This is a genomic window from Eubacterium sp. OM08-24, assembly GCF_003438075.1.
In the GTDB taxonomy this organism is placed as follows: Bacteria; Bacillota; Clostridia; order Oscillospirales; family Acutalibacteraceae; genus Ruminococcoides.
In genome coordinates, this window is record NZ_QSTA01000001.1 from 698,195 (window position 1) to 722,244 (window position 24,050).

Here is a 24,050-nt window from a genome sequence, read left to right on the forward strand (position 1 = left end):
TTGTGTAAATAAGCCACAAGGATAAAATCATTATAACATTTTTTCCCAGCAAAATAAATAGTATTTTAGCATTTTTTACAACTATTTTAAAAAATCCTACCTAATACACAAAAAGAGCCTGATTTTTTTGGGCAATCAGACTCTTAAATAGTTGTATTTACTTTTTTTCGGTAAGAAGTTTGTTGAGTTCTTCCATAAAAGTATTTATATCTTTAAACTGACGATATACAGACGCAAAGCGAACATAGGAAACCTCGTCAACCTTTTTGAGGCGTTCCATAACAAGCTCGCCGATCTGCTCGGTGGTAATCTCCCTTTCAAAGCCGTTTTGAGCTGTAAGCTCAATGTCGGAAACCATCTCTTCAACCTGCTCAACAGAAACAGGGCGCTTTTCGCACGCACGCAAAATACCTGCTGTAAGTTTATTTCTGTCAAAAACCTCTCTGGACTTATCTCTTTTTACTACATAGAGCGGAATATTCTCAATAATTTCATAGGTTGTAAAGCGTTTTCCGCACTTTAGGCACTCTCTTCGTCTGCGTATTCTCTCGCCGTCATCGGCAGAGCGAGAATCCACAACCTTGCTCTCTTCAAATGAACAATATGGGCATTTCATAAAAAACTCCCCTAAATCTCAAAATTTTCTAAAATAATTATAACACACTAAAAAAATCAAGGCAATAAATATTTATTTACAATTTTATTACATTTTTATATAAGAAAAAGCAACAGGGGAGAAAAACTCGTCTGCTGCTTTTTTAGGGGTAATAGGGTTATAGAAGAAATTTATGTTATGTTGTTGATAGCATAATCAAAACAGTTCAATTACTGTTTACGCTAATATTATATCAAAACAAAACCAATTTGAAAATTGCATTTGCAACGATTTGGCAATCAGGGTGTAAAAAATTACTCAATTTTTTTATTCAATTCTCACTATTCACCAAAATATCAGCCAACATAATAATAATATAAATATAACAAAGCTGATCTAAAAATTATGACAACTTAATAACTCATAATTTTTGCAAAACAGTGAAATATTCGCCGTCATAATCTATTAAGCCATCTTTTTTCATTTTACTTAATTCACGAGAAAGCGCAGACTTGTCTACACTCAAATAATCAGCAAAGTCCTGCCTTGAACCTTCAATGTAAAAACTTGAGCTGCCGTCACGCTTTTCTCTAAACTCAAGATACCTCATAATTTTTTTGCGTATGGTTCGCTCAGAGAGCACAATTTGATATTCAAGTGAGCGAAGATCCATTTCTTCAAATAACACAAAAAGATTTTTGAGCAGCTTTTGCTTAATAACAATCAATTTATAATCTTCATCTTTGATTTTGGCAAAGTCGAGAAATAAAATTGTTGATTTGCCGTGCGAAACAATTTCAATATCGCAGTGAGTTGTACGAGGAGCGGCGGTAATAAGCCAGCCTATGCTGTCGCTGTAAACTCGTCCGAGAATTTCACGCACACCGTCAAAGTTGTATTTTTGAATTTGAGCCGCACCCTCAAGCACGAAGGCGGAATATTTATGAATCTTGCCCGAGCTGACTATAATTTCATCATTTTTATAGCTCTGAATTTTATAATCAAATTCCACAAGCGCCTGTTCTATTTCTTCATCTGTAAATCCCTCAAAAACAGGGTGTTTTCTGAGAAATTCAAAATGCTGTTCCATATATCCTCCGATAAATTAAACACGAAAATCAAAATATCCGCACCAAATACGATACGGATATTTAATCTGCAAAAAGATTAACCGATAGTTTTCGTACTTTATACAGAAATTATAAAATTAAATAACAGACTCTGCCAAAGCTGCAAGCTGAGCCTCGTTTTCAGCAGTCATAGTAGAGCGGATTGTAACTTTGGCATCCGATACCTCTATGCCCTTCATTTCTTCAAAATAAGGCTGCATTGCCTTGTTTGCACAAGGTGCCCAAGAACCGTTTTCAATCATAGCGACTTTACGGTTTTTGTATCCCTTAATTTTCAAATGATGTAAAAAGTCATTCATAACAGGGAAAACTCCGCCGTCATATGACGGAGCAGCCACAACAAGGGTAGAATACTTAAATGCGTCCTCAATGTTCTCTGCCATATCACTTCTTGAAAGGTCAGAAATCGCAATTTTCTTGTTGGTTTTCTCCTTTAAAATATCATAGAGCTTTAAAGCGGCTTTTTCTGTATTGCCATGAATTGAACAATAAGCGATAAATATACCGTCAACCTCAGGCTCATACTTGCTCCAAATATCGTAAAGGTTAATGTAATAGCCAAGGTTCTCGGTAAGAATAGGGCCATGCAAAGGACAGATTTTCTCAATATCGAGCTTTGCTGCCTTTTTAAGTAATGCCTGTACCTGCACGCCGTATTTTCCGCAGATATTAAAGTAATATCTTCTTGCCTCACAAGCCCAATCTTCTTCTGTATCAAGTGTACCGAATTTACCGAATGCATCGGCAGAAAAAAGCACCTTTTCTTTGCTCTCATATGTAACCATAACCTCAGGCCAATGTACCATAGGAGCCATATAGAACGAAAGTGTGTGCTCGCCAAGGCTGAGTGTGTCGCCCTCTTTTACCGTAACAGTTCTGTCTGTAAGGTCAATATCAAAAAACTGCGGCAACATATTGAATGTCTTTGCATTGCCGACAAGTTTCATATCGGGATATTTATCGGCAAGCGCCTTGATATTTGACGCATGGTCAGGCTCAAGGTGATTGATTACAAGATAATCGGGAGCTTTGCCGTCAAGAACATTCTCAAGATTAGCAAACCATTCATCTGTTTTTCTCTTATCTACGGTATCAAGCACACAAATTTTTTCATCAAGAATAACATATGAATTATAAGAAATGCCGTTTGGCACAATGTACTGGCTTTCAAAAAGGTCAATATCTTTATCATCAACGCCGATATATTTAATAGCATCAGAAATATTTATATTCATTTTTATTCTCCCCTTAATTAAAATAATCAAAAATTAAATTATAATTTTGTATTATTATACCATAAATAGACATATATTTCAATAGAGTCAGGCAGCAAATTAGCTACTTTTACAAGAAGCAAAAAAATATATAAACAAACACAAAAAAATACTCCTAAGCAGTAAATATCAAAAAAACAATACTTAAAACAGAGAAAATTGTTGCTAATGCAGGAGCAAAGCTCAGTTCTATATTACGAATATATTTTATTTTGTCGAGCAATGGCGGAAATTCACCATAAACATCGTAATAACAGACTATAGATTTTAAATATCGGGCAACTTGAAATCCGAACATTCCAAAAGCTGTCATAGTATTTACAGCATTATTTCCGATATAACTGATATTTGTATTTATAACAGCAAGAAATATCAAACAACACATTACGAAAGAAATTGCAATATTTGTACCGGAAACATTTTTACATTCTGCATTATAAGAAAAAATCCAGAATCCTACCGCACCGCAAATCAAAAGTACGGCAAAGAGTATATGTAACGGATAATTATACGGATATAAAATTTTATTATCGTATAAAATCCTTGAAATAAAGAGCAAAACAGCATTATACAAAAGAAGTCCCATATCTCCTATCAATATTTTTTTACTCATTCAATAATCTCCTTAAAATAATTCAGTCTTTGCAGTACAACTTACTTATAATTTATGGTTACCGAAAAAGTGTGAAGCGATAAGATAAAAATAAATTTTAACTGCCGATAAGTGCTTTATTCAAGTTCTACAACAGTATTATCAATCATTAATGAATAGCTGTTTTCATAATTATTTAAGTATCCGAAAATCAAATAGTCTTTTAAATTAACATTATTTTTATTAAAACCGTACACAAGAATAACCTTAATATCCGAATTTAAAGAATCACTTACTTTGTTAATAGTTCCGGAATCCGAAATACAATTACCTTCAAGATAATAATCAGATGTGCCAAAAACCCGAAAAATTTCAATCGAACCATGACCGTCTAATTTACTTTTTACAGAATAGCGAAAATGTATTGGCGATAATACTTTATAGCCATCAACAGATTTTTTTACATACGAAACACCAGATTCATTCACATCTTTTTGGGTAATTATCATACAAGTTTCATTACCTTCAACAGTATCAATTACCTTACCTACAAAAGGATCATAATACGAAAGAGCTTCAGTCGGTGTATCAAAAGAAATAAAAAGATTTTCTATTGGAGTACACATTATTGCAATATAAAACACCAATCCAAAAAGAGAAATTATCAATACTTTTTTCTTTGTTTTAATATGTATTACTTTGAATAAAATAAAAACTAACACAATTACTAAAATCATTCTAACAATACTGTACATAATTTTCTTCAATAAAAAATATTATTTAAACATAATTATAACACAATAGCTACAAAAATCAATATAATTAACCATTTTAACAAGGAGAAAAAACTGCGATTTTCGGATTGCAAATAAAGTACTTTGATTTTTAGAAATGCAAACAGAAAAAGCACCGACTTCAAAAATCGGTGCTTATGGCTGGGCTGGCGGGATTCGAACCCACGGGTGACGGAGTCAAAGTCCGTTGCCTTACCGCTTGGCGACAGCCCAATATATAATTTTTGTGTAAAACGCTTATTCTGATTAGCGCAGCTTAAAAAGTTGTTTGTGCAAATTACCAACAGTGTCTTTTACATTTATATAAGTAAAGCCGCAAAGGCATTGTACCTTGCGGCTTTATGGTGACCCATCGGAGATTCGAACTCCGGACACCTTGATTAAAAGCTATCCCTTCTACTGAGCCAATTTATTATCATACTGACAAAATAATTTATCAATATGACTATGATAACGCTGATTTAGTATTCTTTGTTGTGTAGCTAAATGCACATATTTCATTGTCATTTGTAAACTTGTGTGTCCGAGCAATATTCGCAGTTCTTCAACATCACCGCCATAAAGGATATAGTTAGTCGCAAAAGTGTGGCGAAGTAAGTGAGGGTGCAATCTGATAATTCCTGTACTTTCTTTTAATTCTTGAAAATACATCTTGATTGTATTATCGGTAATCGGTGTACCATCTTCTTTTTGGAAAAAGCGTTTTTCATATTCGTTTCTCATGTGTGAATAACGATTAATATATCGCTTAGTTTCTTCACCAAAAGGTACTAATCTCTCTTTTTCTCCTTTACCTTGCACTAACATAGTGTTGTTATGCATAAATATGTTTTTTGATTCAAGACTTACTACTTCTCCTCTTCTCAGACCTGAATCAAGCATAAACATTACCATTAATTTATTGCGAATACCAAAGTATGAGTTATCAAAATCATTAAGAAGTATTTTTACTTCGACATCTGACAGCGGAACAATATTGGCTATTTCAGCTTTAATAAGTTTCAATTTACCCACATTTTGAAGCAACTCATTTTCATTCAGCCACAGCAAAAATGTTTTCACTGCTCTTGTATAAGTTTGCAGTGATATTTTTTTAGTACCGTTTTTATTTTCGATTAAGTAGAGTTTATAATCTTCAAACAAATGATCATAAACATCTTCGACATTTTCTATTCTGTTATCTACACACCATTCGATAAATTTTGGTAAATTATATTTATAATATTTTAGAGTGTGTTCAGTTACACCTTCAGAAATTTTTTCTTTCAAGAACTGCTGATAAACAGCACATAAAGTCATAAAATACACCTCGTAAGCAATTAGGTAACAGTATTGTAACATATTGTAATAATATGGTCAATAATATACAAATTTGTTTATGGGGTATTTTTATAATAATAAAATCAGGAGGCAGCTATGAGTATATTAAGTTTTGAAGAACCATACACAGACAATGTGGTTGTCGGATATTATGAAGATAAACTTATTGTCAAGCGTGAGGACGGCGAATTATTTTTCTGTGAAATACCCGAAAATCTTATTGAAATAGGAGAAACTATTTCTCCAAAAGATTTAACAAGTATTGCAGAATTGCCGTATGATGTACAAAAAGGGATTATAAATCAATATGCAGATTGAGAGGTGTTGAATTTGGCTTACGATCCGGCAAAATCAGAACAGACAAAAGAAGAAATGAAACAAAAGGTCATTGAACTTGCTAAGAACTTTAAAGATAATCCGCAGAATATGATTGAATACTTGCAATTTTCAACTCGTTTTTATAACTACAGTTCAAGAAACACAATGCTTATTTATCAGCAAAATCCGGGTGCAATGTTTTGTAACAGCTATAAAGCATATCAGGATATGGGTTATTCGGTTAAGCGTGGCGAACACGGAATGAAAATACTTGTGCCAACTATAAAGACATACCTTAATATTGACGGCAGCCCTGTTCCTCTCAGTAAAGCTACTAAAGAACAGAAAGAGGCTTACAAGCAACATAGAATTGAGGCAGAGCAACGAATACATTTTAAAGTCGGTACTGTTTTTGACATAGCACAAACAAATTGTCCTAAAGAAGATTATCCTAAATATTTCGATCTTGGTTACACATCAGAACAGCATAAACAGCTATACGAACTTATGAAAACATATTGCGAAAAAGAGTTGAATTGTAAAGTACACGAAAATCAATTTAATTCAGTATCACTGCGAGGCTTCTTTGATCCTGCAAGCAATTCAATTTCGCTTAGCGGTATGTTTGACGATTCAACAAAATTATCAGTACTTACACACGAAACCGCACACGCTATTTTACATAAAGAGCTTGATAAAACTCAAATTAAAAGTGAAGCTCAAATGGAATTTGAAGCTGACGCAACATCGGTAATGTTGCAGTCATACTTTGGCTTGCAAATACCTGAGAGCAGGCAAAGACATCTTGCCGATCAATACAAAACAATGTGTGCAGACAAAAGTATCTCTTCGGCTGACATTACAAAATCACTTGATCACTCTCACAGAGCATATAAATCAGTTGCGGATAATATCAACAATAGTCTAAAACCTGAACTTACACCATCAATTAAAAATGTTCAGGCTGCACAGGTGACACAACCCATTTTACCAAATCAAATAGCAATGCCCGATATGGGAATGGCTATGATGATGTAATTATGACTGCTTTTTCGAGCAGTCTGTTTTTATTATTCAAACTAACAAGTGTCCCACGGTGGGACACTTAGTAATAAATTTATATCATTTAATCGGGGGAACGAAAAATGAAAGATAATAATAAGGCAATTAAAATTGCAGTATCAAATCAAAAAGGCGGCGTAGGTAAGACTACAACTGTTTTAAATCTCGGAGCAGCTCTTGCTGTCAACAATCGCAGAGTATTGCTTGTTGATTGCGACCCACAGCACCACTTATCGAACTGGCTCGACTGGGAAGCTGACGGCAAACCTACAACATCAGACATTATTTTTAGCACCGTAACAAAGCAGAATGTAGATTTTAAAAACTGTATTCGTTATTGTGAAAAAGAAAATTTTGACTTTATACCGTCAATTAACCTGCTTGCCGGTATGCTTGGAATTATTGCTGCAGATGATAACAGTTCAACTGTAATTTCAAGAATTTTTGAAAATGACTATTTTAACGAAAATTACGATTACATTATATTTGATTGTCAAACTGCTCTTGATTTGCTTGTTACAAATGTTCTTAACGCTTGTGATAAGCTGCTTATTCCTGTTCAAGCCGATTTACTCAGTTATGAGGGCGTAGAACAAATGCTTGACAGCTTTATGAGAATAAAAAAAGACACAGAAATTCGTAAATACCTACTCGGAATGCTTGTTACTATGTATCAGACAAATACAAGACATTCGGCTACAATTTATAATGCACTTAAAGAGAGTTATAACGATCTCGTTTTTAACACATATATATCGTACAGAACAGAAACAAAAAATTCAGTCGGTTTTCATTGCAGCAGCGTTTCAGACTGCAAGTCAGTTGTAGGTGCTCAATACATAGAGGCTGCACATAGAATTATGGAGGAATGTGAAAATGCCTGATTTTTTTAAACCCAAAAAGCAAATATTAAAAACCCCGGAGCAGGCATACTCTGAATTGCTCGGCGGCAGTACCGAAAATCAAGTTGTAGAAATTGACATATCTCTGATTGATGAAATAGACGATCAGCCACAAAGCATACATCAAGACAAAATTGAAAACATAGCAGAAAGTATGAAACACATAGGACAGATTGACCCTGTTACTGTTGTGAAGTCAAAAAAAGAAGGCAGATATGTTTTACTTGCAGGCAGACACAGAAAAAGAGCATGCCTACTGAATGGGCAAAAATCTGTTAAAGCAATAATAAAAAACGAAACCGACCCGGACAAGCAAAGGCTAATCTTATTGGCCACTAATAATGACCGTAACACCGACTATCTCCCTTCTGAACTTGCTTTCAGTTATGCGGAACAATCCGAACTATTAAAAAAACTTGGCAGTAAATCAACCGTATCAGCTATAGCAGAGCAAAACAACACAAACAGAAAAGCTGTTCATAGACACATCAGGCTTACATATCTCATTAAACCTTTGCTTAACAAAGTTGACAGCGGAGCAATTACAGTCGGTGCAGGATATGAACTTTCTTTCCTTTCAGAGGAACAACAAATCTCATTGCTTAATTTTATTCTTAATAATGCCTCGGTTTGCCAAAAGATTGATAAAGACATTGCAAGAAGAATAAGACTTGAACCTGACAATCTGCAAGAAATCTTTTATCAAAAAGTTGATGTGCCGGTATTATTTGAAGAAGCTGATATTGAAGAAGAAAATATTGAAATTGAACCTCTTAAAGCAGAGAAAGAAAAAGTTAATAATTCATCTGAAAAGGTAATTAATTCTGAACCAAACAACCGCAAGTGTCCCACCGTGGGACACTTAAAGGAAAAAGAGCAGTTTCCGAACGAACTGATTATGACCTTATCAGCTACAGTTTTAAACTGTACAAGTTCGGTGTTAAAATATTATGCAACTGCATTTCCTACCACTGCCGAATCTGTTAATATGTTTAGTCAACGATTTAAGAATTTTTCTGCAAGCGGTAATACACAAAATTATGTTCCATATCAGGAATATCAAAATTGCGAATACAAATTAAAGTTTCTTAAAAAGCAGCTTGAATTTTATCTTAACAATAATAAATATACAGTTGCTTACAATGAACTTGATGAGTTTATACGCAGATATTTAAGAAAGTTCTTTTCAAAAGAAAAACTCATTGAACTTATATCAAATACATAGTTTTCTTCTCATCGTTCCCCGATGATAGAAATACAGGGCTGTTTCAAAACATTTGGAACAGCCCAACACCCCACAAGGAGGTAAATATGAAAATTAAAAGAATAATTTGTGCTTCATTAGCAGTACTTAGCTTATCAACAGCATTATTATCATCACCGGTAAACGCAGCACCGAAAATGGGTGATGTAAACCTTGACGGAGTTATTAATGTTGTAGATGTATCATTAACACAACAATATCTTACAGGAGATAAAAAAATAAAATTCTATCCTGCTTACGCTGACTTTGACCGTAGCGGAATATTGGATATTAACGACATATCTTTGCTACAACAATATCTATCAAAATCAATCATTGTATATGGTGATTTTATATTTCAAATGAGCAGTAATTCAAAGTTGATTTCTCAATCATATTTTGGCAATGATACAAATGTAACAGTACCGGGATTTCTCCCCGGCTACAACTATGTAGTTACCGAAATCGGTTCTAATACATTTTCAAACAATTCAAAAATCGCAACAGTAACTTTGCCTCAAAATATCGGAAAGCTTAACGATAAGGCTTTCAATAATTGCAGCAAACTTACAACTGTTTATGCTTATAATAAAAACCTCAAGTGGAGCAATTCATTTTATAATTGTCCAAAATTTAAATCTATTCAGTTTAAGTGAAATTAAAGAATAAACCGCACCTTACATACCCCTTCTCCTTTTATTAAAATGAAAAAACACTGCAGTTAGTGCGGAACTGCAGTGTTTGTACTAAACATAATTTATTATATAAATGAAAGGAAATTTATGATTATACTATTACTTATTATAATAATTATTTCACCGATTTTTATAGCAATTTCTCTTTACAACACCATTAAAATATACAGAAAAATAAAACTTGTAGATAAATATGGAATATTAATGACAGCTACTTGGTTTGCTGTTGAAATCATAGGTGTAATATTTTTATTTATTCGATTTTAAAATATATTTTAAATATTTATTAGCTTTTTTCGCACCTCAAGAGGAAAGGATTTGTTAATATGAAAGTAAGGGATATGAGTTTTAACGAAGAACAGAAGAAAGAAATTAAAACAATAAAAGAGAGAAAAATCACTGTAAGGCTTTCGGACGCAGATTGTGACCGACTGGCGAGAAAGTGTGGGGAGTATGGTCTGACTATTGGAGAGCTGATAGAGAATTTTGTCGGAGATTTAGTTGGTGGTACTTACTCAAACGGAAGTGATGAAAGAGATTATGCCAACAAGTGGTTCGAGCGTTGTTGGTTTGGAATGTTCCCCGAAGAAACACTTTTAAAATTTCTTTTGTGCACGGGTTATGATGTGTATGATGATTTTTTAGAAATCATAGATGATATTGAAAATGGATATGCAGAACTGGAAGATTACAAAAAAGACCAGAGTGTTTTTGACGAGGAAGAAATCGAATTTTTGAAAACCAATATTGATGACTGGGAGAAGCAAATCGCAGAAATCAAATCGGACTATCTCAAAAAGAATGAGAAAGCCGACTGGGAGAAAGAAGTCGAAAAAGTCAACGAATGGTGGAAAGCAAAGGAGATGTAAAATATGAGGATTATAAAAAAATTGATAGTTGCTGTAATGATTGCAGCTATGCTTGTTGTATCTGTTGTAAGCGTATCTGCTGTATCTGAATATGATAAGGTAGCTACATCTGATTCGGCTGAAATTACAAGTGGTATGAGTACTCCACAAGTAATAATTCTAAGTTTTGTTGGCGTTGCAATCATAGGCGGCGTTGTTGCCTTAATCTTTGCATACAAGAAACAACGGCAGGTTGATGAAATCGGAGATGCAATAAAACTCATTAACACATACGAAAAATACAAAGCTGTTCATACAGGTTTGCAAAATTCAAAAAATCCGAGCCGTTATAAAAAAGAAAACATCAACGCACTACATAAGTACGATGATGCCGTTAATAAATTATTAAATTTGTATCCTGACAAAACATCGCCGAGGATTGAAAAACTAACAAACGAAAGGAATCACTTGATTGAAGATATAAAAGAATTAAACGAGCAGTACAAACAAACAGTAAGCGAATTAAAAGAACTTGAGTTTGCCCGTCAGAGTATCGAAGATTATTTAAAGGCATCTGATAAATCACATAAAAACGAATTGGAATAATCAGTCTTTATGATTTTTTATGTAATAATCAATGCAAGTATTAATAAATTCGTTAAAACTCATTTTATGCTCCAATATTTGCAATAGCTTGCGTGTGTAGCAGTTGATTTGAATGTGTTTCCGCACATCTTGCAAATAAACTCTCTTTCTTTTGGAATACTTCTCTTATTTATTTTATCCATTTACATCTCACCCTTTTATATATTTGACAATGTTATTATTGTGATATGTGGTATATAATAAATATAAAGAGATATAAAAATCAACAAAGGAGAGGTTAATCAATGAATAGGACAAGACCGAAGCAGTTAAGTGAATACTTAGCTGCTTTTTATTATATGAAATAAGGAGAATAGCTATATGCAAGAAAGAGAAATAATATATAAAATACTTTTTAGTTCTGTAGCTCCATACCTTTTAATTACAGCAAATTTAATTATAATGGTATGTATTATCAAAATTTTATGGATTACAGTAAAAAACAAAAACAAAAAAATCAGTTCGGAAACTATTGCTTTCTCTTGCGTATGTCAATTCTTCTATTATATACTGATGGACTTAGACTTGCACTTATGGTTATCTATTTTATTTTTATCAGCGTATTTAATAGTTTATAATAGTGTTAAAAGATTACAAGATGGAACATACACTTTTCCAACACTGTTATTGATGACATTTGCTATGTATTTATCTATAAGTGAATCAATTCCAATATTTTTTGTTGCAATACTTGTATCTCTCCCCATTCAAATAAGAACGCTATGGATTGAAAACAAAGATAAAAAATGATATAATTTGTCCAAAGGTGATGAATTATATGATGAATTTTATTTTTAGGTGTTTTGATATTCCTTTTACATTTATATGGAAATTTCAAATTAAAATAATGCGGTTAAGTTATCACTTAAAACCTAAAATAGAAAAGATTATATCAAATAATAAAGTTAGATCAGTTAAAAAAATATTGCTTGTCCTTTTAGGTTTAACAGTAGCAATATTTGGCTGTTTCAAAAGCTATAAAGGATTCTTAATAAGTGGTATTATTTTTTTCTGCTATATTTACCTATTAGATATTTTTGAAAATCTATCAAAGTATATTATTACGCCGTTTACATCACTAAGAATGTTCATAATTGCTTCTATACTTATTAATTTTTTTATCTCAATAATAGTTATGAACTACACTAAATCTTTATATGTTTTTCCGATACTCTTCATAATAATTAACCTTATTGCTAATACAAAGGTAGCAAAAACTTGCAATGCTATAATTGAAATTTCATTAGGTGTAATTTCTTTAATAAAAACACCTCTTGCCTATTTTATTTGCAACAAACAGTTTCCTTCTATATTAGATTATCATATAAACAATTATGATCTGTTCTCATATGTTGAAAATGTTATAGTTATAAATATGGATATTATATTATTCCCATTATTGGTTATTAACGGTATTGCTTTATTAATATGCGAAATTCACTCTTATTGGATTGATAAGTACAACGGAGGCAAAGAAATTACACACGATATTAAGAAATTAAAAGAATACATAAAAAAATAAGTATTGCAAAATCTCAGCTTAGAAAATTCTTTGCTGAGATTTTTTGAATTTAATAATTAATATTTGACAAACAAAAATGTGAATTGTAAAATTAAGATATAAAGACATATACGAAAGGGGTCAGAAGTATGACTACACAGGAAATGAACACAAACATTACAAATACGAATGAACCAGCAGAGAAAAAAACGAATAAGAAAAAGGCTATTGGTATTGTTGCGGTTGCGGCAGTAACGGTGGCGGCGGTCATTATTGCTATGCTGACCGCTTGCGGAAATAAACAGCCTGTTGCAACGGCTGATGAGGTAATCGGCACATCTGTTCAGACTGTTACACAGGTTGTGACGGACAGTCAGGGCAATACACATATAGAAGAAGCAACTAAGGTTGTTGAGGTTAAGCAGACACAGCCTGCGGAGAAGTCGGGAAAAGCAACGGAAGCAAACGCAGAGAATATGGCAAAGACCGACAGCAAGCAGAACAACGGCAGTCAGAGCAACAATAACAGCAACGGCAACAGCAATCAGAATAACAACAATAATAACAATGCCGGCAACGGTTCATCAGGCAGCACAAACAAGCCTGCAAGCAATTCAGGCTCAAGCGGTTCATCAAGTCAGAGTAAACCGTCAGGCGGTTCATCGAGCAGCTCAAGTCAGAGCAAGCCGTCAAGCGGCTCCGGCTCATCATCTTCAAATAAGCCTGAACCGGCACCGGCTACACAGCCTGCAACAAAAGACCAGCATGAGGGCAAAACTTGGTACGATGCAGAGTACAAGACCGAAAAAGTGTGGGTAGTTGATGAGGAAGGCTACACTTGGCAATGTCCGATATATGAAGACCATACAGTTACAATATGTAATATATGCGGTGCAGAAATCACTGGCAATGTTCAAGGTCACGATGAAGCGGTTCATTTACCAAACGGCGATGATTTTAGTTATCGTGTCGAAACTGTATCAACAATTGTTGGCTATGAAACTGAAACAGTTCCCGAAAAAGGACACTACGAAACTAAAACCACACTTGTTCGTGAAGAAGGTTGGTACTAATTCACTGACAATTAAATAATCTAAAATTAAGCAGTTAAGTAATTTAAACTTGACTGCTTTTTTTATTACAAAAAAGTCTGAAAGGAGCATTGATATGAGCAGAAGTCCACCAAACTAAGAAGATATATACTATCTCATTGAAAGGAGAGAAAAACTTAATAATGAAAATTCTTAAAAAGCTTACAGCCGTAATCATTTCGCTTGTTACTGTCTTTGCGATGTTTCCTATTGCTAAAATTACGGCAAGTGCTTATTCATATACAGGGCTGTCTGAAATTGGTAACAAAATTTTGCTTGAATCGTCAGCAAAGCCTATCCCTTGGACAGACAGCCTTGTAGCTTATGAGTTTAAAATTAACGGTGAGATTGGGTATTGCATAGACCCAAATACACCTGCACAGAAAACAGAGGGCAAGACTGTTGAATTTACGGACTTTTTTGGAGAAACAGGCAAAGAAGTAATTAAACTTGACCCAAATTCCAATAACGAGAATGAAAAAGCACTAATAGCTGCTCTTAATACCTTTTACGGTGTAGCTTATGGTGATTATTTCAGCAGCTTTGAGGTTAATGGAAAATCAGCTAAAAGCATTTTGGATAAATATATTAACAACTCTTTGTATGAGCCGTTGTTTGCCAAAATTGATAAGGAATTTGGCAGCAAAGCAAACGAGAAAAAGTATTATATTTTATCTCACTATGCTTTAAGCCAGTTAGAACATCAGATGTTAGGTGATCCAACATCTGAATGGAAAGCTTGGTATGGCGATACCGATACAATCATTAACGAGCTTGCTGATTTTGCCCATAGTATTGCTAAATCGTCAAGAAACTGGTCGGTAATTAAAAAAAGAAGTGAAAGCAGTAACTTTTACATTTGTCAGCCGAAGCCGTCTGACGGTACATATTGCCAACACTTAATTGTAAGAATACCGAAAAAAGCTAAACTGTATCTTAAAAAAAGCGGTACAAGCGAAGAAATCAAGAACCTGACAGAACAGACAACTGATAAAGATTACTTGAATTTCGCAGGTGCACAGTACACCTTGTATAGCGATGATAACAAAGCAGTTGCAGTTGCGGAGCTTGATAAAAACGGTAACATTGCTAAAATTAAGTATTCGTACTCCAATCAGGACTGGATTACAAAGAATTACTTTGAGCTTGGTTCAGGTCAGTATTACCTCAAAGAAACAAAAGCACCGGCAAACGGTTACTTCGCTCTTAGCGACAAGAAATACAATGTTACAGTCACAACAGACGATTGCAATAATGAAAGAATACTTGATATTCTTCAACTATCTGATACCGAAATCGTTAAGCTGAAATTCAAAAAAGAAAGCAGTAATCCTGATTTGACAACAGACAATGACTGCTATTCATTAGACGGTGGTATGTTTGCTGTATTTGCAAACAAAAAGAGTGCTTATGATTATCTTGCAGATAACAGTGTAAAGAATAACATCGTTAGATACTTCATCACCGACAGCAACGGTGATTGCAAAGCTATATCTAAAGACGGTAACTCTTGGGACTATAACGCAAATTCAGAACTGTATAAAATTGCATACAGTGACAGTTACTATGCTGTCGAAATGGCAGCACCGAAAGGTTTTAAAAGCTATAACCGTCCGGTGCAAATGACTATAAATGGCACAAACGGTGGTTTTGTTGTATTATCAGCTACTATTGCTGATGAGCCAATGAATGACCCTATTCGTATATTGGTACAGAAAAAAGACGCTATAACAGGTCAGACAACCAATATGTCAGGTGCAGAATTTACTGTAAAATACTATAACGGTTATTACTATTCTGAGAGTGAACTTGCAGGAAAATCACCTGAGAGAAAATGGGTACTTAAAACAACAGAAAGAGGAAACACTTACTTAAGCGATAGTAACAGAGCAGAAAGTGATTTTGGAGAGCCATTTTATTATGTTCCAAATTCAAATGACCCTACACTGCCACTCGGCACTATAACAATACAGGAAACCAAAGCCCCGACAGGCTACAAAATCAATCCTGAATTGTTTATCCGTCAAATAAAGGTCGATGAAGTCACAGGCTCAATCACAACCTTTAATGAGATTGAAGTGCCTGAACCACGAGATACCGTTTACGGCAATCTTACAATTTACAAAACCGCTGATGACAGTAAGCGAGGAGCTAATACTGCTAAGGATGTATGGTTTAATGTCAAGTCTGATGACGGAGTGACAGACGAAAACATAGTAACAAAAAGCAAGGGCATAGACGGTGCAGCAACGCTCAGCAACTTGCCTGTTTACAAAGCAAGCGGAGAATATGTAAAATACATAATCACAGAGCTTGGCTACAAAAATGCAGACGGTACATACTCTGTGCCTGACAGATATATTCCTCCTGCTAAAAAAACCGTTACGCTAAAGGAAAATGTTACTCTTTCATTTTATTTTGCTAACAGACTGCAAAAGACAGGCTTAATCGTTCAAAAAGAGTCTGAGGACGGCATTGTAAGCGGCTTTTACTTCTCGGTAAAGTCTGATGACGGCAAAACAAATAAGGTGCTTGTAACAGGCGAGGACGGCACTGCTCATCTTACCAATCTTGCGGTGTATAACACAAGCAATGAAAAGGTTAAATACACAATTGATGAATTAGGCTTCAAAAATGCAGACGGTACATATTACTTCCCTGCTAAGTATGTAAAGCCTGCGGCTCAGACAGTTACACTTGAGGACGGCAAAAGCTTTGTAGTTACGATGAAAAACCTGCTCAAGCGTGGCAGTGTAGAGCTTTTAAAAACAGACGGCAACGGCAATCCGCTTGAGGGTATTGAGTTTGAACTCTACAACACAAAAACAGGCATTGTTAATGTTATAAATAAAAACAGCAGTATTATGTACGAAGCTGCCGACAGCAAGACGGCTGATACGGTAACAAAGCTCGTTACCGACAGCGACGGCAGAATTATTGTAAATAACCTCTTGCCCGGTGATTATTACTTTCTTGAAACAAATTCAAAGGGTAATATGCCGTATGCAGGCAAGATTAACTTTACGATTTCGCCCGACAGCTTAGATAGACTTGATATACAGCTTACGGTTAAGAATAACAGTGTCTTCATTCCTGAAACCGGCGGAACAGGCAACAACAGACCGATTTACATTGAAATCGGCGCCGCTGTATTAGCGTTTACAATATTGGTAGGTGCTATCGGTTTAGGTATAAGAAAAAAGAAAAAAAACATCGGCAAAAAGGCTCAACAGTAAATCTGTTGGGCTTTTTCCATACAACGGACAAATTGTCCGCAAAAAATTTTTAAGGAGGGGTTTTCTTATGAGAAAATCAATTAGAAAATCATTCACAGGCAAACTGCTCGCAGTAGTAATGATGTTGACATTACTCTTTGCGGCGATCCCAACAGCAAGTGCGGCTACTGCACTTAAGACAAATCAAAAGGTAAATATCAGTGTGAAATGCACTAAACCGGGCTATACTTTTGAACTTTTCAGAGTTGCGGACCTCAAGAGCACAACAGCTACTCCGTTCAAAACAGAGTACACATCGCTTATTTCTTCTGTAAGTGCTGAAATTCTTGCAGGCGATTCAAAGGCTGCTCTTGACGCACTCGATAATGCTGATTTAAGCACAGCAGTATCACAGGGTACATTTACTTCATCGGCAACAAACACAACACAGAGCTTTTCAAGCCTTGCACAGGGTATTTATTATATCAAGTGTGTTAAGTACCCTGCCGGTGTTACAAGTATCACAAACTCTGTTCTTGCTCTCCCGTATTACAATAACGGTGAGTGGGTATATAGCTACGCTGAAATCAATCTTGCAAGCAAGGTAGCTGACAGCACACCGTCAACAGAAAAGTCAATTACCAACAGCACAAAGAACAATACTAACTATACAGATGTAAGCCTTGGCGACACTGTAAACTTTAAACTTAAGAATACAGTAGCAGGCTCAAATGACATTAAGCTCACAACATATGCTGTATATGATGATATGAGTGCAGGTCTTACACTTAACAAAAATTCATTCAAGGTTACACTTGTTGACGCTAAAGGTGCTAAAGTAGCTGACCTTACTAAAGGCACAGATTACAAGGTGAATGTAACAAGCGAGGGTGAGGGCAAAAACACAAAGTTTAATGTCGCTCTTACTTCTGAATATCTTGCAAAGTCAGCTTTTTACACAAGCAACGCAAAGTATGTAATTGTTACATATTCAGCAACACTCAACAAGTATGCCGTGAAAGGTACAGCAGGTAACCCAAATGAAGATGTAAAGCTTGAGTATGGTAATGCATCAGGTGTTGACAGCGTTCCGGGCAACAAGGTTTATGTTTACACATACGGCATTGGTGTAAACAAGCTTAACGAGGCAGGCAACAAGCTCCCCGGCGCAACCTTTGAGCTTTACAAGACAAAGGCAAACGCAGAAGCTCAGACAAACGCTATTGCAAGCGGTACATCAGACAGTAACGGCAATGTAATTTTCAAAAACTCAGCAAATGAAGAAATCAAGTTACAGAGCGGTACTTACTATATTGTAGAAACAGTTGCTCCTGCTGGCTACAATGTTTACGGCAAGGTAATTGATGTTGAAATTCCTGTGCAGTACAACTCAGTATTTACTAAAGGAACTTGGGTACAGAACGCACCTACAAACGGTACAGTAGAAATTACTGTTACAGATAGTGTTGTGTTCTTTCCACAAACAGGTGGATTTGTAGGATTTATCAGAGTAGCTGGTATGGCTTGTATCGGTATTTCTCTATCATTGGTATTAGCGTACTTTATCAAAAAGAAATCAGCTAAGGCAGCAAAATAATAAAGCTGCAAACAAACTATAACAAAAAGGGCTGCCGATTTATCGGTGGCCCTTGCTTACAAAAAGATTATGAAAAGTAAAATATTTTTTATATCCCTCTGCGTTCTTGCTGCGGTCGGAATAGGCTTTTTAATCTATCCGAATATAGCCGATTACATCAACAGCAAGAATAATGAAACCGTAATATCTAATTACAATACAAACACTCAGACAATGTCTGATGATGAAATCTACAACGAGCTTGCTAAGGCTCAAAATTTTAACGAATTGCTTGCAAAGAGTGCATTAAACGATGAAGAAAAAGACGAATACAATGCAGCAATGTCAGAGTACGAGAACATTCTCAACTATGACGATATAATGTGTACTATCGAAATTCCGAGGATAACTGTTGACTTACCGGTGTATCACGACAGCACCAACAGAGAAGAAAAACTCAAAAACGGCTGTGTACATTTGGCAAACACTTCCTTGCCCATTGGCGGTGCAAGCACACACGCTGTTATATCCGCTCACTCCGGTTATCCTGAACAGGTGTTCTTTGATGAGTTGGACAAGTTAGAAATCGGAGATACCTTTAAGATTAATGTATTGAATAAAACACTCACATACAAGGTGTGTGAGATTAATATAGTTGACCCTGACGATTCAAGTAAACTTGAAATTGAGAACGGCAAAGACTATGTGACATTGGTCACTTGCTATCCGTACTCAATTAATACGCACAGATTGTGTGTGCGTGGCGAAAGGGTTACAAGCAATGTCACGCAACTTGCAACTACAGACGAACCTAAAAGCTATTCAAAATATGCTCAAATGGGTTTGTATATCACATTAGGAATGATTCCATTAATAGCAGTTGCTATTTTTATTTGTGTGAGTTTAAAAAGAACATTAGGAGCAGAGTAAAACAGGAATTATATATGAGATTGCAGGAATTACTTAATAATCTTCGCTTGATTACAAGAGAAGAAGTATATAAAAATATGATTTTGTTTGAGGAGCGTACATAATGAGTAATGTTTGGGATAAATATAAATCAACGGTCAGAACACATATCAGTGTTCCGGAAGGTAGGACTTTAATTACTGAAAATCAATGGAAAGCAAAGCACTTTATAAAGGTTGACGAACAGAGTGGTAAGTATTTATGGGTTAATGCTAATTGTCCGTTTAAAAAGCTGTACTTGTGGGACGAGGAAGTTCGCCATATGACCGAGCAGGAGCTTGCAAAATACCAAGCAGACGAAAAAAGTAAGCGTATAGCTCAGAGAAAAGCTCTTCTAAAGTGCAAAGAGGCGAAAAAACAAGAAGAATTACAGTTGTTCAAAAAAGAGTTCAAAAAAGAAATTACTCAGAATATTATAAAAAAGACTTTCAGCGTTCCGTATAAATCCGAAATTATCTATGACGAAATAGTCATAGATACCGAAACAACAGGTCTTAATCCTTATGACGATGAGCTGTTACAGGTGTCAATCATTGATGGTCAGGGCAACAGTCTTTTCAACAGCTATATTAAGCCGCTTTATACAGATAATTGGAATAAAGCTATGGCGGTTAATCACATAACCCCCGAAACGGTTGCCACTGCACCGAATATTCTTGAAGTGAAGCAGGAAATCAGTCGTATTATCAATTCTGCTCATACTATCATAGGCTACAATGTAGATTTTGATTTAGGATTTCTTTCCAATATAGGGATTAGAAATGAAAACGCTGCTATAGTAGATGTTATGGAGGATTTTGCTGATATATACGGAGAATGGAGCGAGCAATACGGCTGTCACAAATGGCAAAAACTCACTAAATGTGCAGAATATTACGGATATGATTGGGGAACAGACATTGCTCACGATAGTTTGGCTGATTGTAAAGCTACTTTATATTGTTATCAAAAAATGTTGCAAGAGGAACATATGTGAGGTGTGCATAATGGCTTTAACTTGGTGTGTAATGAGTTTTTTAGCGATAGCTGATACATTTATAGTGTGCACACTGTTTATTCCTTCAAATAAATGTGATGATTTATTAAATAAAGGATTAATGGGTAAATGAAAATAAAAAATATAATAATTGGTGTAATTACGAGTATTGTACTTATCAATTGTGGAATGTCTGTACTTGCAAAAGGTTTTGATATTAATGCGGATAATAAAATTGATGTGAATGATGTTACATATTTGCAAAATGCTTTGTCTGATTTTGCAGAAGATACAAAACTTGATTTGAACAATGACGGCAGAATTGATGTAAACGATGTATCGTTTTTACAAATTGAAATCAGCAATCAGAGCGTAGAAAATAATACACAGATAAGTATATCAACAAAAGAATATTGCAAAAATGTCGGTGATACTTTTACGATTTCTGTTGATACAAATAATGATGTAAATGAGATCACCTTTACATCATCTGACAGTTCTGTTGCTAAAATTATTTCAACGGAAAAAAGATTGGCAAAAGTGAAAGTGAATAAAGTCGGCAATGCAACTGTTACTATAAAACAATGTAATAAAATAATTACAACAAAAATAAAAGTTGAAAAAGCAAGGTGTATTGATTTGTCAGAGTGGAACGGTGATATTGATTTCAATAAAGTAAAAAAGTCAGGTGTTACTTGTGTAATTCTCAGAGCAGGCTACGGTAAAGACGATAATCAAGAGGACGAAAAATTTAATGAATATTATGCAAAGGCAAAGACCGCAGGTTTAAATGTTGGAGCATATTGGTACAGTTATGCTACTACTATTGACGCTGCAAAAGCCGAAGTCAGGAATTGTATGAAAACCATTCAAGGTAAAGAGTTTGACTTGCCGGTTTTTCTTGATGTAGAAGAATACAGACAAGCTGTTTTGCCACGCAGAACACTAACTGATATAATTTCAACATTTTGTGACGGCATAAAAAGCAACGGCTTCGAGTCGGGTTTGTATTCGGCAAAATCAATGCTTGTTGACAGTGCTTATCCCGATGAGCTTGCAAGTAAATATTTAATTTGGATGGCAGCACCAAATAATTCGTACAATGAGCTTCCGTCATTTGTTGATATTCATCAGTACAGTTGGACAGGCTCAGTTGACGGTATAAGAGGTGATGTTGATTTAAACTACATATATAACTTAAATTGATTTCGATATTTAGGAGCAGTGTATTAAAATATGCACTGCTTTTAATATATAACAAATAAAAAAGGAGGTATAGATCATCAAGCGAAAAATCAACCCAGCATTCGTTATTGTATGTGCAGGAATTATTGTAGTAATGATTGCAGTTGTTATAATCGTAAGTCTTGTGGTTAATGGCAAAGCAGAGAAAGAAGAAGTAAATACTACAGCTCCTTTTTCAAGTTCAGTTATAAAATTCACTAATGTCGCAGAAACAACACAAAGTATTTCTAAGTGGCAAAACAGCAGCAATTTAACAACGCAACAATCTCCGCAAGTTGAAAGCACGAAAAATTCAGAAGTGCAATCAAAAGTTGAAAGTAAATCTGAAAATTCAGAACACGAACAACCACAAGAACCTAATGAAAACAGCGTAAACAACAGTTCTCATAATTCATCACAAAGCAATAACAGCTATTACCGACCACCGCAACATGAAACACCAAAACCCGAATCTACAAAAGCTCAAGAACAGCAAACAACGAGGCAACCAGAAAAAGCGACTTCAAAGCCTACTGTAAAACCGCAAGAAACGACTAAAGATAATGTATATTTGTCTTATTCTTCGGTATCGTTACATACAGATGATGTTATGTTTTTGACTTTAATAGAAGCGGAAAACGGAGTTTCGTGGTCAGTCGGTAACTCGTATATTCTTCAAAATTATGGAGGAGGTGGAAATCAATGCAGCTTTAAAGCATTGAAAAAAGGGTCAACAACAGTAACAGCAACATATAACGGTAGGTCATATACCTGCTATGTAACAGTTAATTAACGGAGGTAATTTTTATGAATCTTAAAAAAATCAAAAACAAAGTCTTATCATTTTCAATCACATCAGCACTAATATCATCACTAACGGCAATAGGTGCATACGCCGCTGATGATAACAACACCGGTGTTGATATTTCGGGTGGCATTAATAAAGCAATTAATGAAGTAAAAGTACAATTTAAGGATGTAGTCGCAGTCATTTTTGGATTTTTGACACTTGTAGCATTAACAGTCGCAGTTGCAAAGCTTGTTAAAGGATTGCTCAGCCATCGTAATCAGGGAACTGAAATTCCATGGGCAGGAATCGGAATGGCATTTGGTGCTACTATTGTTTGTGGCGTGGTTGCCGGAGCAGGTTTCTTTGGTTGGTTTGGTTTAAGCTAAGGAGTAATTTATGTTAGATTCTTTACTTCTAATTCTCGCCGATATATTCCAAATGGATTTAACAAAAGACTTACACTATACAATTGCTCAGTTTATGTCTATTGGTCTTGCAAGTTGGTCAACTGACATAATCAATCAAAATAATAATTATACAACAAGCCTTTTTGATAATAGTATGGTTACAAATTTTTTGTTTTTTATAGAAAGCTTTGCCGGATTGCTTTTAGTGTCCGGTATAGCTTTTGCAGTATTTGACTTTGCTGTTTCAGTCGGTGAAGGTGAACGAGTTTCTCCTATTAATCTCTTATTGAATCTTTTTAAAGGTCTATTAGCTTCTTTGCTTATAACTACCCTACCGGTATCCTTATTGATTTTCACAAATCATATCTGCAATCTTATTTGTCAGGCATTTACAAACGATTCGGCAATAAATTTTATTGTTCAATTTAATTCGTCTGATAGTTCCGCAAACTTTTTCTCCGGATGGGGATTTGCTATTTTTATGATTATTGCATTTATTTGCGTTATAAAAGTATTTCTTGCAAATATTAAGCGAGGTGGAATTTTAATAATCCAAATGTTTGTTGGAGCTTTGCACTTATTCAGCATACCAAGAGGATATTTAGACTCATTTTCAGGCTGGTGCAAACAAGTAATCGGCATTTGTGCAACATCTTTTATATCAAATATACTAATCGTTTTAGGTGCGGTTGTATATTGTACTCAAGACGGTGCAGATGTATGGGATTTGATTTTAGCCACAGGTGTTATGCTTGCTGCGGCAGAAGCTCCGAGAATTTTACAGCAATTCGGACTTGATACAAGCGTAAAAGCTAATGTATCTCAAGCTATTTTTGCTACAAGCGGTATTACATCAATAATCCGCTCTTTTGCTCACTAAGGA

25 protein-coding genes and 1 tRNA gene are annotated in these 24,050 nt (G+C 34.9%); 18 read left to right on the forward strand and 8 right to left on the reverse strand.

Annotation, left to right across the window (positions count from 1 at the left end; genetic code table 11):
• Nucleotides 1-157 precede the first annotated feature (157 nt).
• The 7 genes from nrdR to DXC23_RS03480 form a co-directional block, all read right to left on the reverse strand.
• A complete protein-coding gene (gene nrdR / locus DXC23_RS03450) occupies nt 158-616 on the reverse strand; it encodes a transcriptional regulator NrdR (RefSeq protein ID WP_117704776.1) in 459 nt (152 codons plus the stop codon).
• Between the two features lie 400 nt (nt 617-1,016).
• A complete protein-coding gene (locus DXC23_RS03455) occupies nt 1,017-1,685 on the reverse strand; it encodes a Crp/Fnr family transcriptional regulator (protein WP_117704777.1) in 669 nt (222 codons plus the stop codon).
• A gap of 117 nt (nt 1,686-1,802) precedes the next feature.
• Nucleotides 1,803-2,960 (reverse strand): FprA family A-type flavoprotein, encoded by a 1,158-nt coding sequence (locus DXC23_RS03460; protein WP_117704778.1) that lies wholly within the window; start codon nt 2,958-2,960, stop codon nt 1,803-1,805.
• 154 nt (nt 2,961-3,114) lie between these two features.
• Entirely contained in the window at nt 3,115-3,612 is a 498-nt protein-coding gene (locus tag DXC23_RS03465; RefSeq protein ID WP_117704779.1) for a hypothetical protein, read from the reverse strand.
• A gap of 116 nt (nt 3,613-3,728) precedes the next feature.
• Entirely contained in the window at nt 3,729-4,346 is a 618-nt protein-coding gene (locus DXC23_RS03470) for a hypothetical protein (protein ID WP_117704780.1), read from the reverse strand.
• A 177-nt stretch (nt 4,347-4,523) separates the two neighbouring features.
• Nucleotides 4,524-4,598: transfer RNA gene (locus tag DXC23_RS03475), tRNA-Gln, on the reverse strand.
• A 183-nt stretch (nt 4,599-4,781) separates the two neighbouring features.
• Entirely contained in the window at nt 4,782-5,684 is a 903-nt protein-coding gene (locus DXC23_RS03480; protein ID WP_158552421.1) for a tyrosine-type recombinase/integrase, read from the reverse strand.
• Between the two features lie 117 nt (nt 5,685-5,801).
• Between DXC23_RS03480 and DXC23_RS03485 the strand changes: the two genes are divergently transcribed.
• From DXC23_RS03485 to DXC23_RS03520, 7 genes are all read left to right on the forward strand, one after another.
• On the forward strand, nt 5,802-6,023 hold the full coding sequence (locus DXC23_RS03485; protein WP_117704782.1) for a hypothetical protein: 222 nt from the start codon (nt 5,802-5,804) through the stop codon (nt 6,021-6,023).
• A gap of 12 nt (nt 6,024-6,035) precedes the next feature.
• Entirely contained in the window at nt 6,036-7,061 is a 1,026-nt protein-coding gene (locus tag DXC23_RS03490; RefSeq protein WP_117704783.1) for an ArdC-like ssDNA-binding domain-containing protein, read from the forward strand.
• 107 nt (nt 7,062-7,168) lie between these two features.
• Nucleotides 7,169-7,969, forward strand: a complete 801-nt coding sequence (locus DXC23_RS03495) for a ParA family protein (RefSeq protein ID WP_117704784.1) — start codon at nt 7,169-7,171, stop codon at nt 7,967-7,969.
• Nucleotides 7,962-9,212: a ParB/RepB/Spo0J family partition protein gene (locus DXC23_RS03500; protein ID WP_117704785.1), complete on the forward strand. Its 1,251-nt coding sequence runs from the start codon at nt 7,962-7,964 to the stop codon at nt 9,210-9,212. The genes DXC23_RS03495 and DXC23_RS03500 overlap by 8 nt, the downstream gene beginning before the upstream one ends.
• 86 nt (nt 9,213-9,298) lie before the next feature.
• Nucleotides 9,299-9,886, forward strand: a complete 588-nt coding sequence (locus DXC23_RS03505; protein ID WP_117704786.1) for a leucine-rich repeat protein — start codon at nt 9,299-9,301, stop codon at nt 9,884-9,886.
• 365 nt (nt 9,887-10,251) lie between these two features.
• Nucleotides 10,252-10,794 (forward strand): molecular chaperone GrpE, encoded by a 543-nt coding sequence (locus DXC23_RS03515; RefSeq protein ID WP_117704788.1) that lies wholly within the window; start codon nt 10,252-10,254, stop codon nt 10,792-10,794.
• A 3-nt stretch (nt 10,795-10,797) separates the two neighbouring features.
• The gene (locus DXC23_RS03520) at nt 10,798-11,379 is read left to right on the forward strand and encodes a hypothetical protein (RefSeq protein WP_117704789.1); all 582 of its coding nucleotides are present in this window, start codon (nt 10,798-10,800) and stop codon (nt 11,377-11,379) included.
• Between the two features lie 59 nt (nt 11,380-11,438).
• Here DXC23_RS03520 and DXC23_RS12750 read toward each other — a convergent pair whose 3' ends face one another.
• A complete protein-coding gene (locus DXC23_RS12750; protein WP_278286537.1) occupies nt 11,439-11,561 on the reverse strand; it encodes a hypothetical protein in 123 nt (40 codons plus the stop codon).
• A gap of 178 nt (nt 11,562-11,739) precedes the next feature.
• Here DXC23_RS12750 and DXC23_RS03525 point away from each other — a divergent pair, with 178 nt between their 5' ends.
• The 11 genes from DXC23_RS03525 (at nt 11,740) to DXC23_RS03575 (ending at nt 24,047) form a co-directional block, all read left to right on the forward strand.
• The gene (locus tag DXC23_RS03525) at nt 11,740-12,168 is read left to right on the forward strand and encodes a hypothetical protein (RefSeq protein WP_117704790.1); all 429 of its coding nucleotides are present in this window, start codon (nt 11,740-11,742) and stop codon (nt 12,166-12,168) included.
• Between the two features lie 28 nt (nt 12,169-12,196).
• Entirely contained in the window at nt 12,197-12,940 is a 744-nt protein-coding gene (locus tag DXC23_RS03530) for a hypothetical protein (protein WP_117704791.1), read from the forward strand.
• A gap of 128 nt (nt 12,941-13,068) precedes the next feature.
• Nucleotides 13,069-13,992 carry a hypothetical protein gene (locus DXC23_RS03535; protein WP_117704792.1) on the forward strand — a complete coding sequence of 308 codons (924 nt, stop codon included), beginning with the start codon at nt 13,069-13,071 and terminating at the stop codon, nt 13,990-13,992.
• A 161-nt stretch (nt 13,993-14,153) separates the two neighbouring features.
• On the forward strand, nt 14,154-17,246 hold the full coding sequence (locus DXC23_RS03540; protein WP_117704793.1) for a SpaA isopeptide-forming pilin-related protein: 3,093 nt from the start codon (nt 14,154-14,156) through the stop codon (nt 17,244-17,246).
• Between the two features lie 67 nt (nt 17,247-17,313).
• Nucleotides 17,314-18,822 carry a SpaH/EbpB family LPXTG-anchored major pilin gene (locus DXC23_RS03545; protein ID WP_117704794.1) on the forward strand — a complete coding sequence of 503 codons (1,509 nt, stop codon included), beginning with the start codon at nt 17,314-17,316 and terminating at the stop codon, nt 18,820-18,822.
• A gap of 69 nt (nt 18,823-18,891) precedes the next feature.
• The gene (locus tag DXC23_RS03550) at nt 18,892-19,731 is read left to right on the forward strand and encodes a class C sortase (protein WP_117704795.1); all 840 of its coding nucleotides are present in this window, start codon (nt 18,892-18,894) and stop codon (nt 19,729-19,731) included.
• 103 nt (nt 19,732-19,834) lie between these two features.
• Entirely contained in the window at nt 19,835-20,746 is a 912-nt protein-coding gene (locus DXC23_RS03555) for a 3'-5' exonuclease (RefSeq protein ID WP_117704796.1), read from the forward strand.
• Nucleotides 20,747-20,875: 129 nt separating this feature from the next.
• Nucleotides 20,876-21,952, forward strand: a complete 1,077-nt coding sequence (locus DXC23_RS03560; RefSeq protein ID WP_117704797.1) for a GH25 family lysozyme — start codon at nt 20,876-20,878, stop codon at nt 21,950-21,952.
• Between the two features lie 133 nt (nt 21,953-22,085).
• Nucleotides 22,086-22,763: a hypothetical protein gene (locus tag DXC23_RS03565; protein ID WP_117704798.1), complete on the forward strand. Its 678-nt coding sequence runs from the start codon at nt 22,086-22,088 to the stop codon at nt 22,761-22,763.
• A gap of 14 nt (nt 22,764-22,777) precedes the next feature.
• Nucleotides 22,778-23,146, forward strand: coding sequence for a DUF3852 family protein (locus tag DXC23_RS03570; protein ID WP_117704799.1), 369 nt, complete (start codon nt 22,778-22,780; stop codon nt 23,144-23,146).
• A 10-nt stretch (nt 23,147-23,156) separates the two neighbouring features.
• Entirely contained in the window at nt 23,157-24,047 is an 891-nt protein-coding gene (locus tag DXC23_RS03575; RefSeq protein WP_117704800.1) for a conjugal transfer protein TrbL family protein, read from the forward strand.
• The last annotated feature ends 3 nt before the right edge of the window (nt 24,048-24,050 follow it).

What these genes read in the sequence shown, in the direction of transcription:
- nrdR (WP_117704776.1), bottom strand. Translation starts at nt 616, where the DNA reads ATGAAATGCCCATATTGTTCATTTGAAGAGAGCAAGGTTGTGGATTCT.
- DXC23_RS03455 (WP_117704777.1), bottom strand. Translation starts at nt 1,685, where the DNA reads ATGGAACAGCATTTTGAATTTCTCAGAAAACACCCTGTTTTTGAGGGA.
- DXC23_RS03460 (WP_117704778.1), bottom strand. Translation starts at nt 2,960, where the DNA reads ATGAATATAAATATTTCTGATGCTATTAAATATATCGGCGTTGATGAT.
- DXC23_RS03465 (WP_117704779.1), bottom strand. Translation starts at nt 3,612, where the DNA reads ATGAGTAAAAAAATATTGATAGGAGATATGGGACTTCTTTTGTATAAT.
- DXC23_RS03470 (WP_117704780.1), bottom strand. Translation starts at nt 4,346, where the DNA reads ATGTACAGTATTGTTAGAATGATTTTAGTAATTGTGTTAGTTTTTATT.
- DXC23_RS03480 (WP_158552421.1), bottom strand. Translation starts at nt 5,684, where the DNA reads ATGACTTTATGTGCTGTTTATCAGCAGTTCTTGAAAGAAAAAATTTCT.
- DXC23_RS03485 (WP_117704782.1), top strand. Translation starts at nt 5,802, where the DNA reads ATGAGTATATTAAGTTTTGAAGAACCATACACAGACAATGTGGTTGTC.
- DXC23_RS03495 (WP_117704784.1), top strand. Translation starts at nt 7,169, where the DNA reads ATGAAAGATAATAATAAGGCAATTAAAATTGCAGTATCAAATCAAAAA.
- DXC23_RS03500 (WP_117704785.1), top strand. Translation starts at nt 7,962, where the DNA reads ATGCCTGATTTTTTTAAACCCAAAAAGCAAATATTAAAAACCCCGGAG.
- DXC23_RS03505 (WP_117704786.1), top strand. Translation starts at nt 9,299, where the DNA reads ATGAAAATTAAAAGAATAATTTGTGCTTCATTAGCAGTACTTAGCTTA.
- DXC23_RS03515 (WP_117704788.1), top strand. Translation starts at nt 10,252, where the DNA reads ATGAAAGTAAGGGATATGAGTTTTAACGAAGAACAGAAGAAAGAAATT.
- DXC23_RS03520 (WP_117704789.1), top strand. Translation starts at nt 10,798, where the DNA reads ATGAGGATTATAAAAAAATTGATAGTTGCTGTAATGATTGCAGCTATG.
- DXC23_RS12750 (WP_278286537.1), bottom strand. Translation starts at nt 11,561, where the DNA reads ATGGATAAAATAAATAAGAGAAGTATTCCAAAAGAAAGAGAGTTTATT.
- DXC23_RS03525 (WP_117704790.1), top strand. Translation starts at nt 11,740, where the DNA reads ATGCAAGAAAGAGAAATAATATATAAAATACTTTTTAGTTCTGTAGCT.
- DXC23_RS03530 (WP_117704791.1), top strand. Translation starts at nt 12,197, where the DNA reads ATGATGAATTTTATTTTTAGGTGTTTTGATATTCCTTTTACATTTATA.
- DXC23_RS03535 (WP_117704792.1), top strand. Translation starts at nt 13,069, where the DNA reads ATGACTACACAGGAAATGAACACAAACATTACAAATACGAATGAACCA.
- DXC23_RS03540 (WP_117704793.1), top strand. Translation starts at nt 14,154, where the DNA reads ATGAAAATTCTTAAAAAGCTTACAGCCGTAATCATTTCGCTTGTTACT.
- DXC23_RS03545 (WP_117704794.1), top strand. Translation starts at nt 17,314, where the DNA reads ATGAGAAAATCAATTAGAAAATCATTCACAGGCAAACTGCTCGCAGTA.
- DXC23_RS03550 (WP_117704795.1), top strand. Translation starts at nt 18,892, where the DNA reads ATGAAAAGTAAAATATTTTTTATATCCCTCTGCGTTCTTGCTGCGGTC.
- DXC23_RS03555 (WP_117704796.1), top strand. Translation starts at nt 19,835, where the DNA reads ATGAGTAATGTTTGGGATAAATATAAATCAACGGTCAGAACACATATC.
- DXC23_RS03560 (WP_117704797.1), top strand. Translation starts at nt 20,876, where the DNA reads ATGAAAATAAAAAATATAATAATTGGTGTAATTACGAGTATTGTACTT.
- DXC23_RS03565 (WP_117704798.1), top strand. Translation starts at nt 22,086, where the DNA reads ATGATTGCAGTTGTTATAATCGTAAGTCTTGTGGTTAATGGCAAAGCA.
- DXC23_RS03570 (WP_117704799.1), top strand. Translation starts at nt 22,778, where the DNA reads ATGAATCTTAAAAAAATCAAAAACAAAGTCTTATCATTTTCAATCACA.
- DXC23_RS03575 (WP_117704800.1), top strand. Translation starts at nt 23,157, where the DNA reads ATGTTAGATTCTTTACTTCTAATTCTCGCCGATATATTCCAAATGGAT.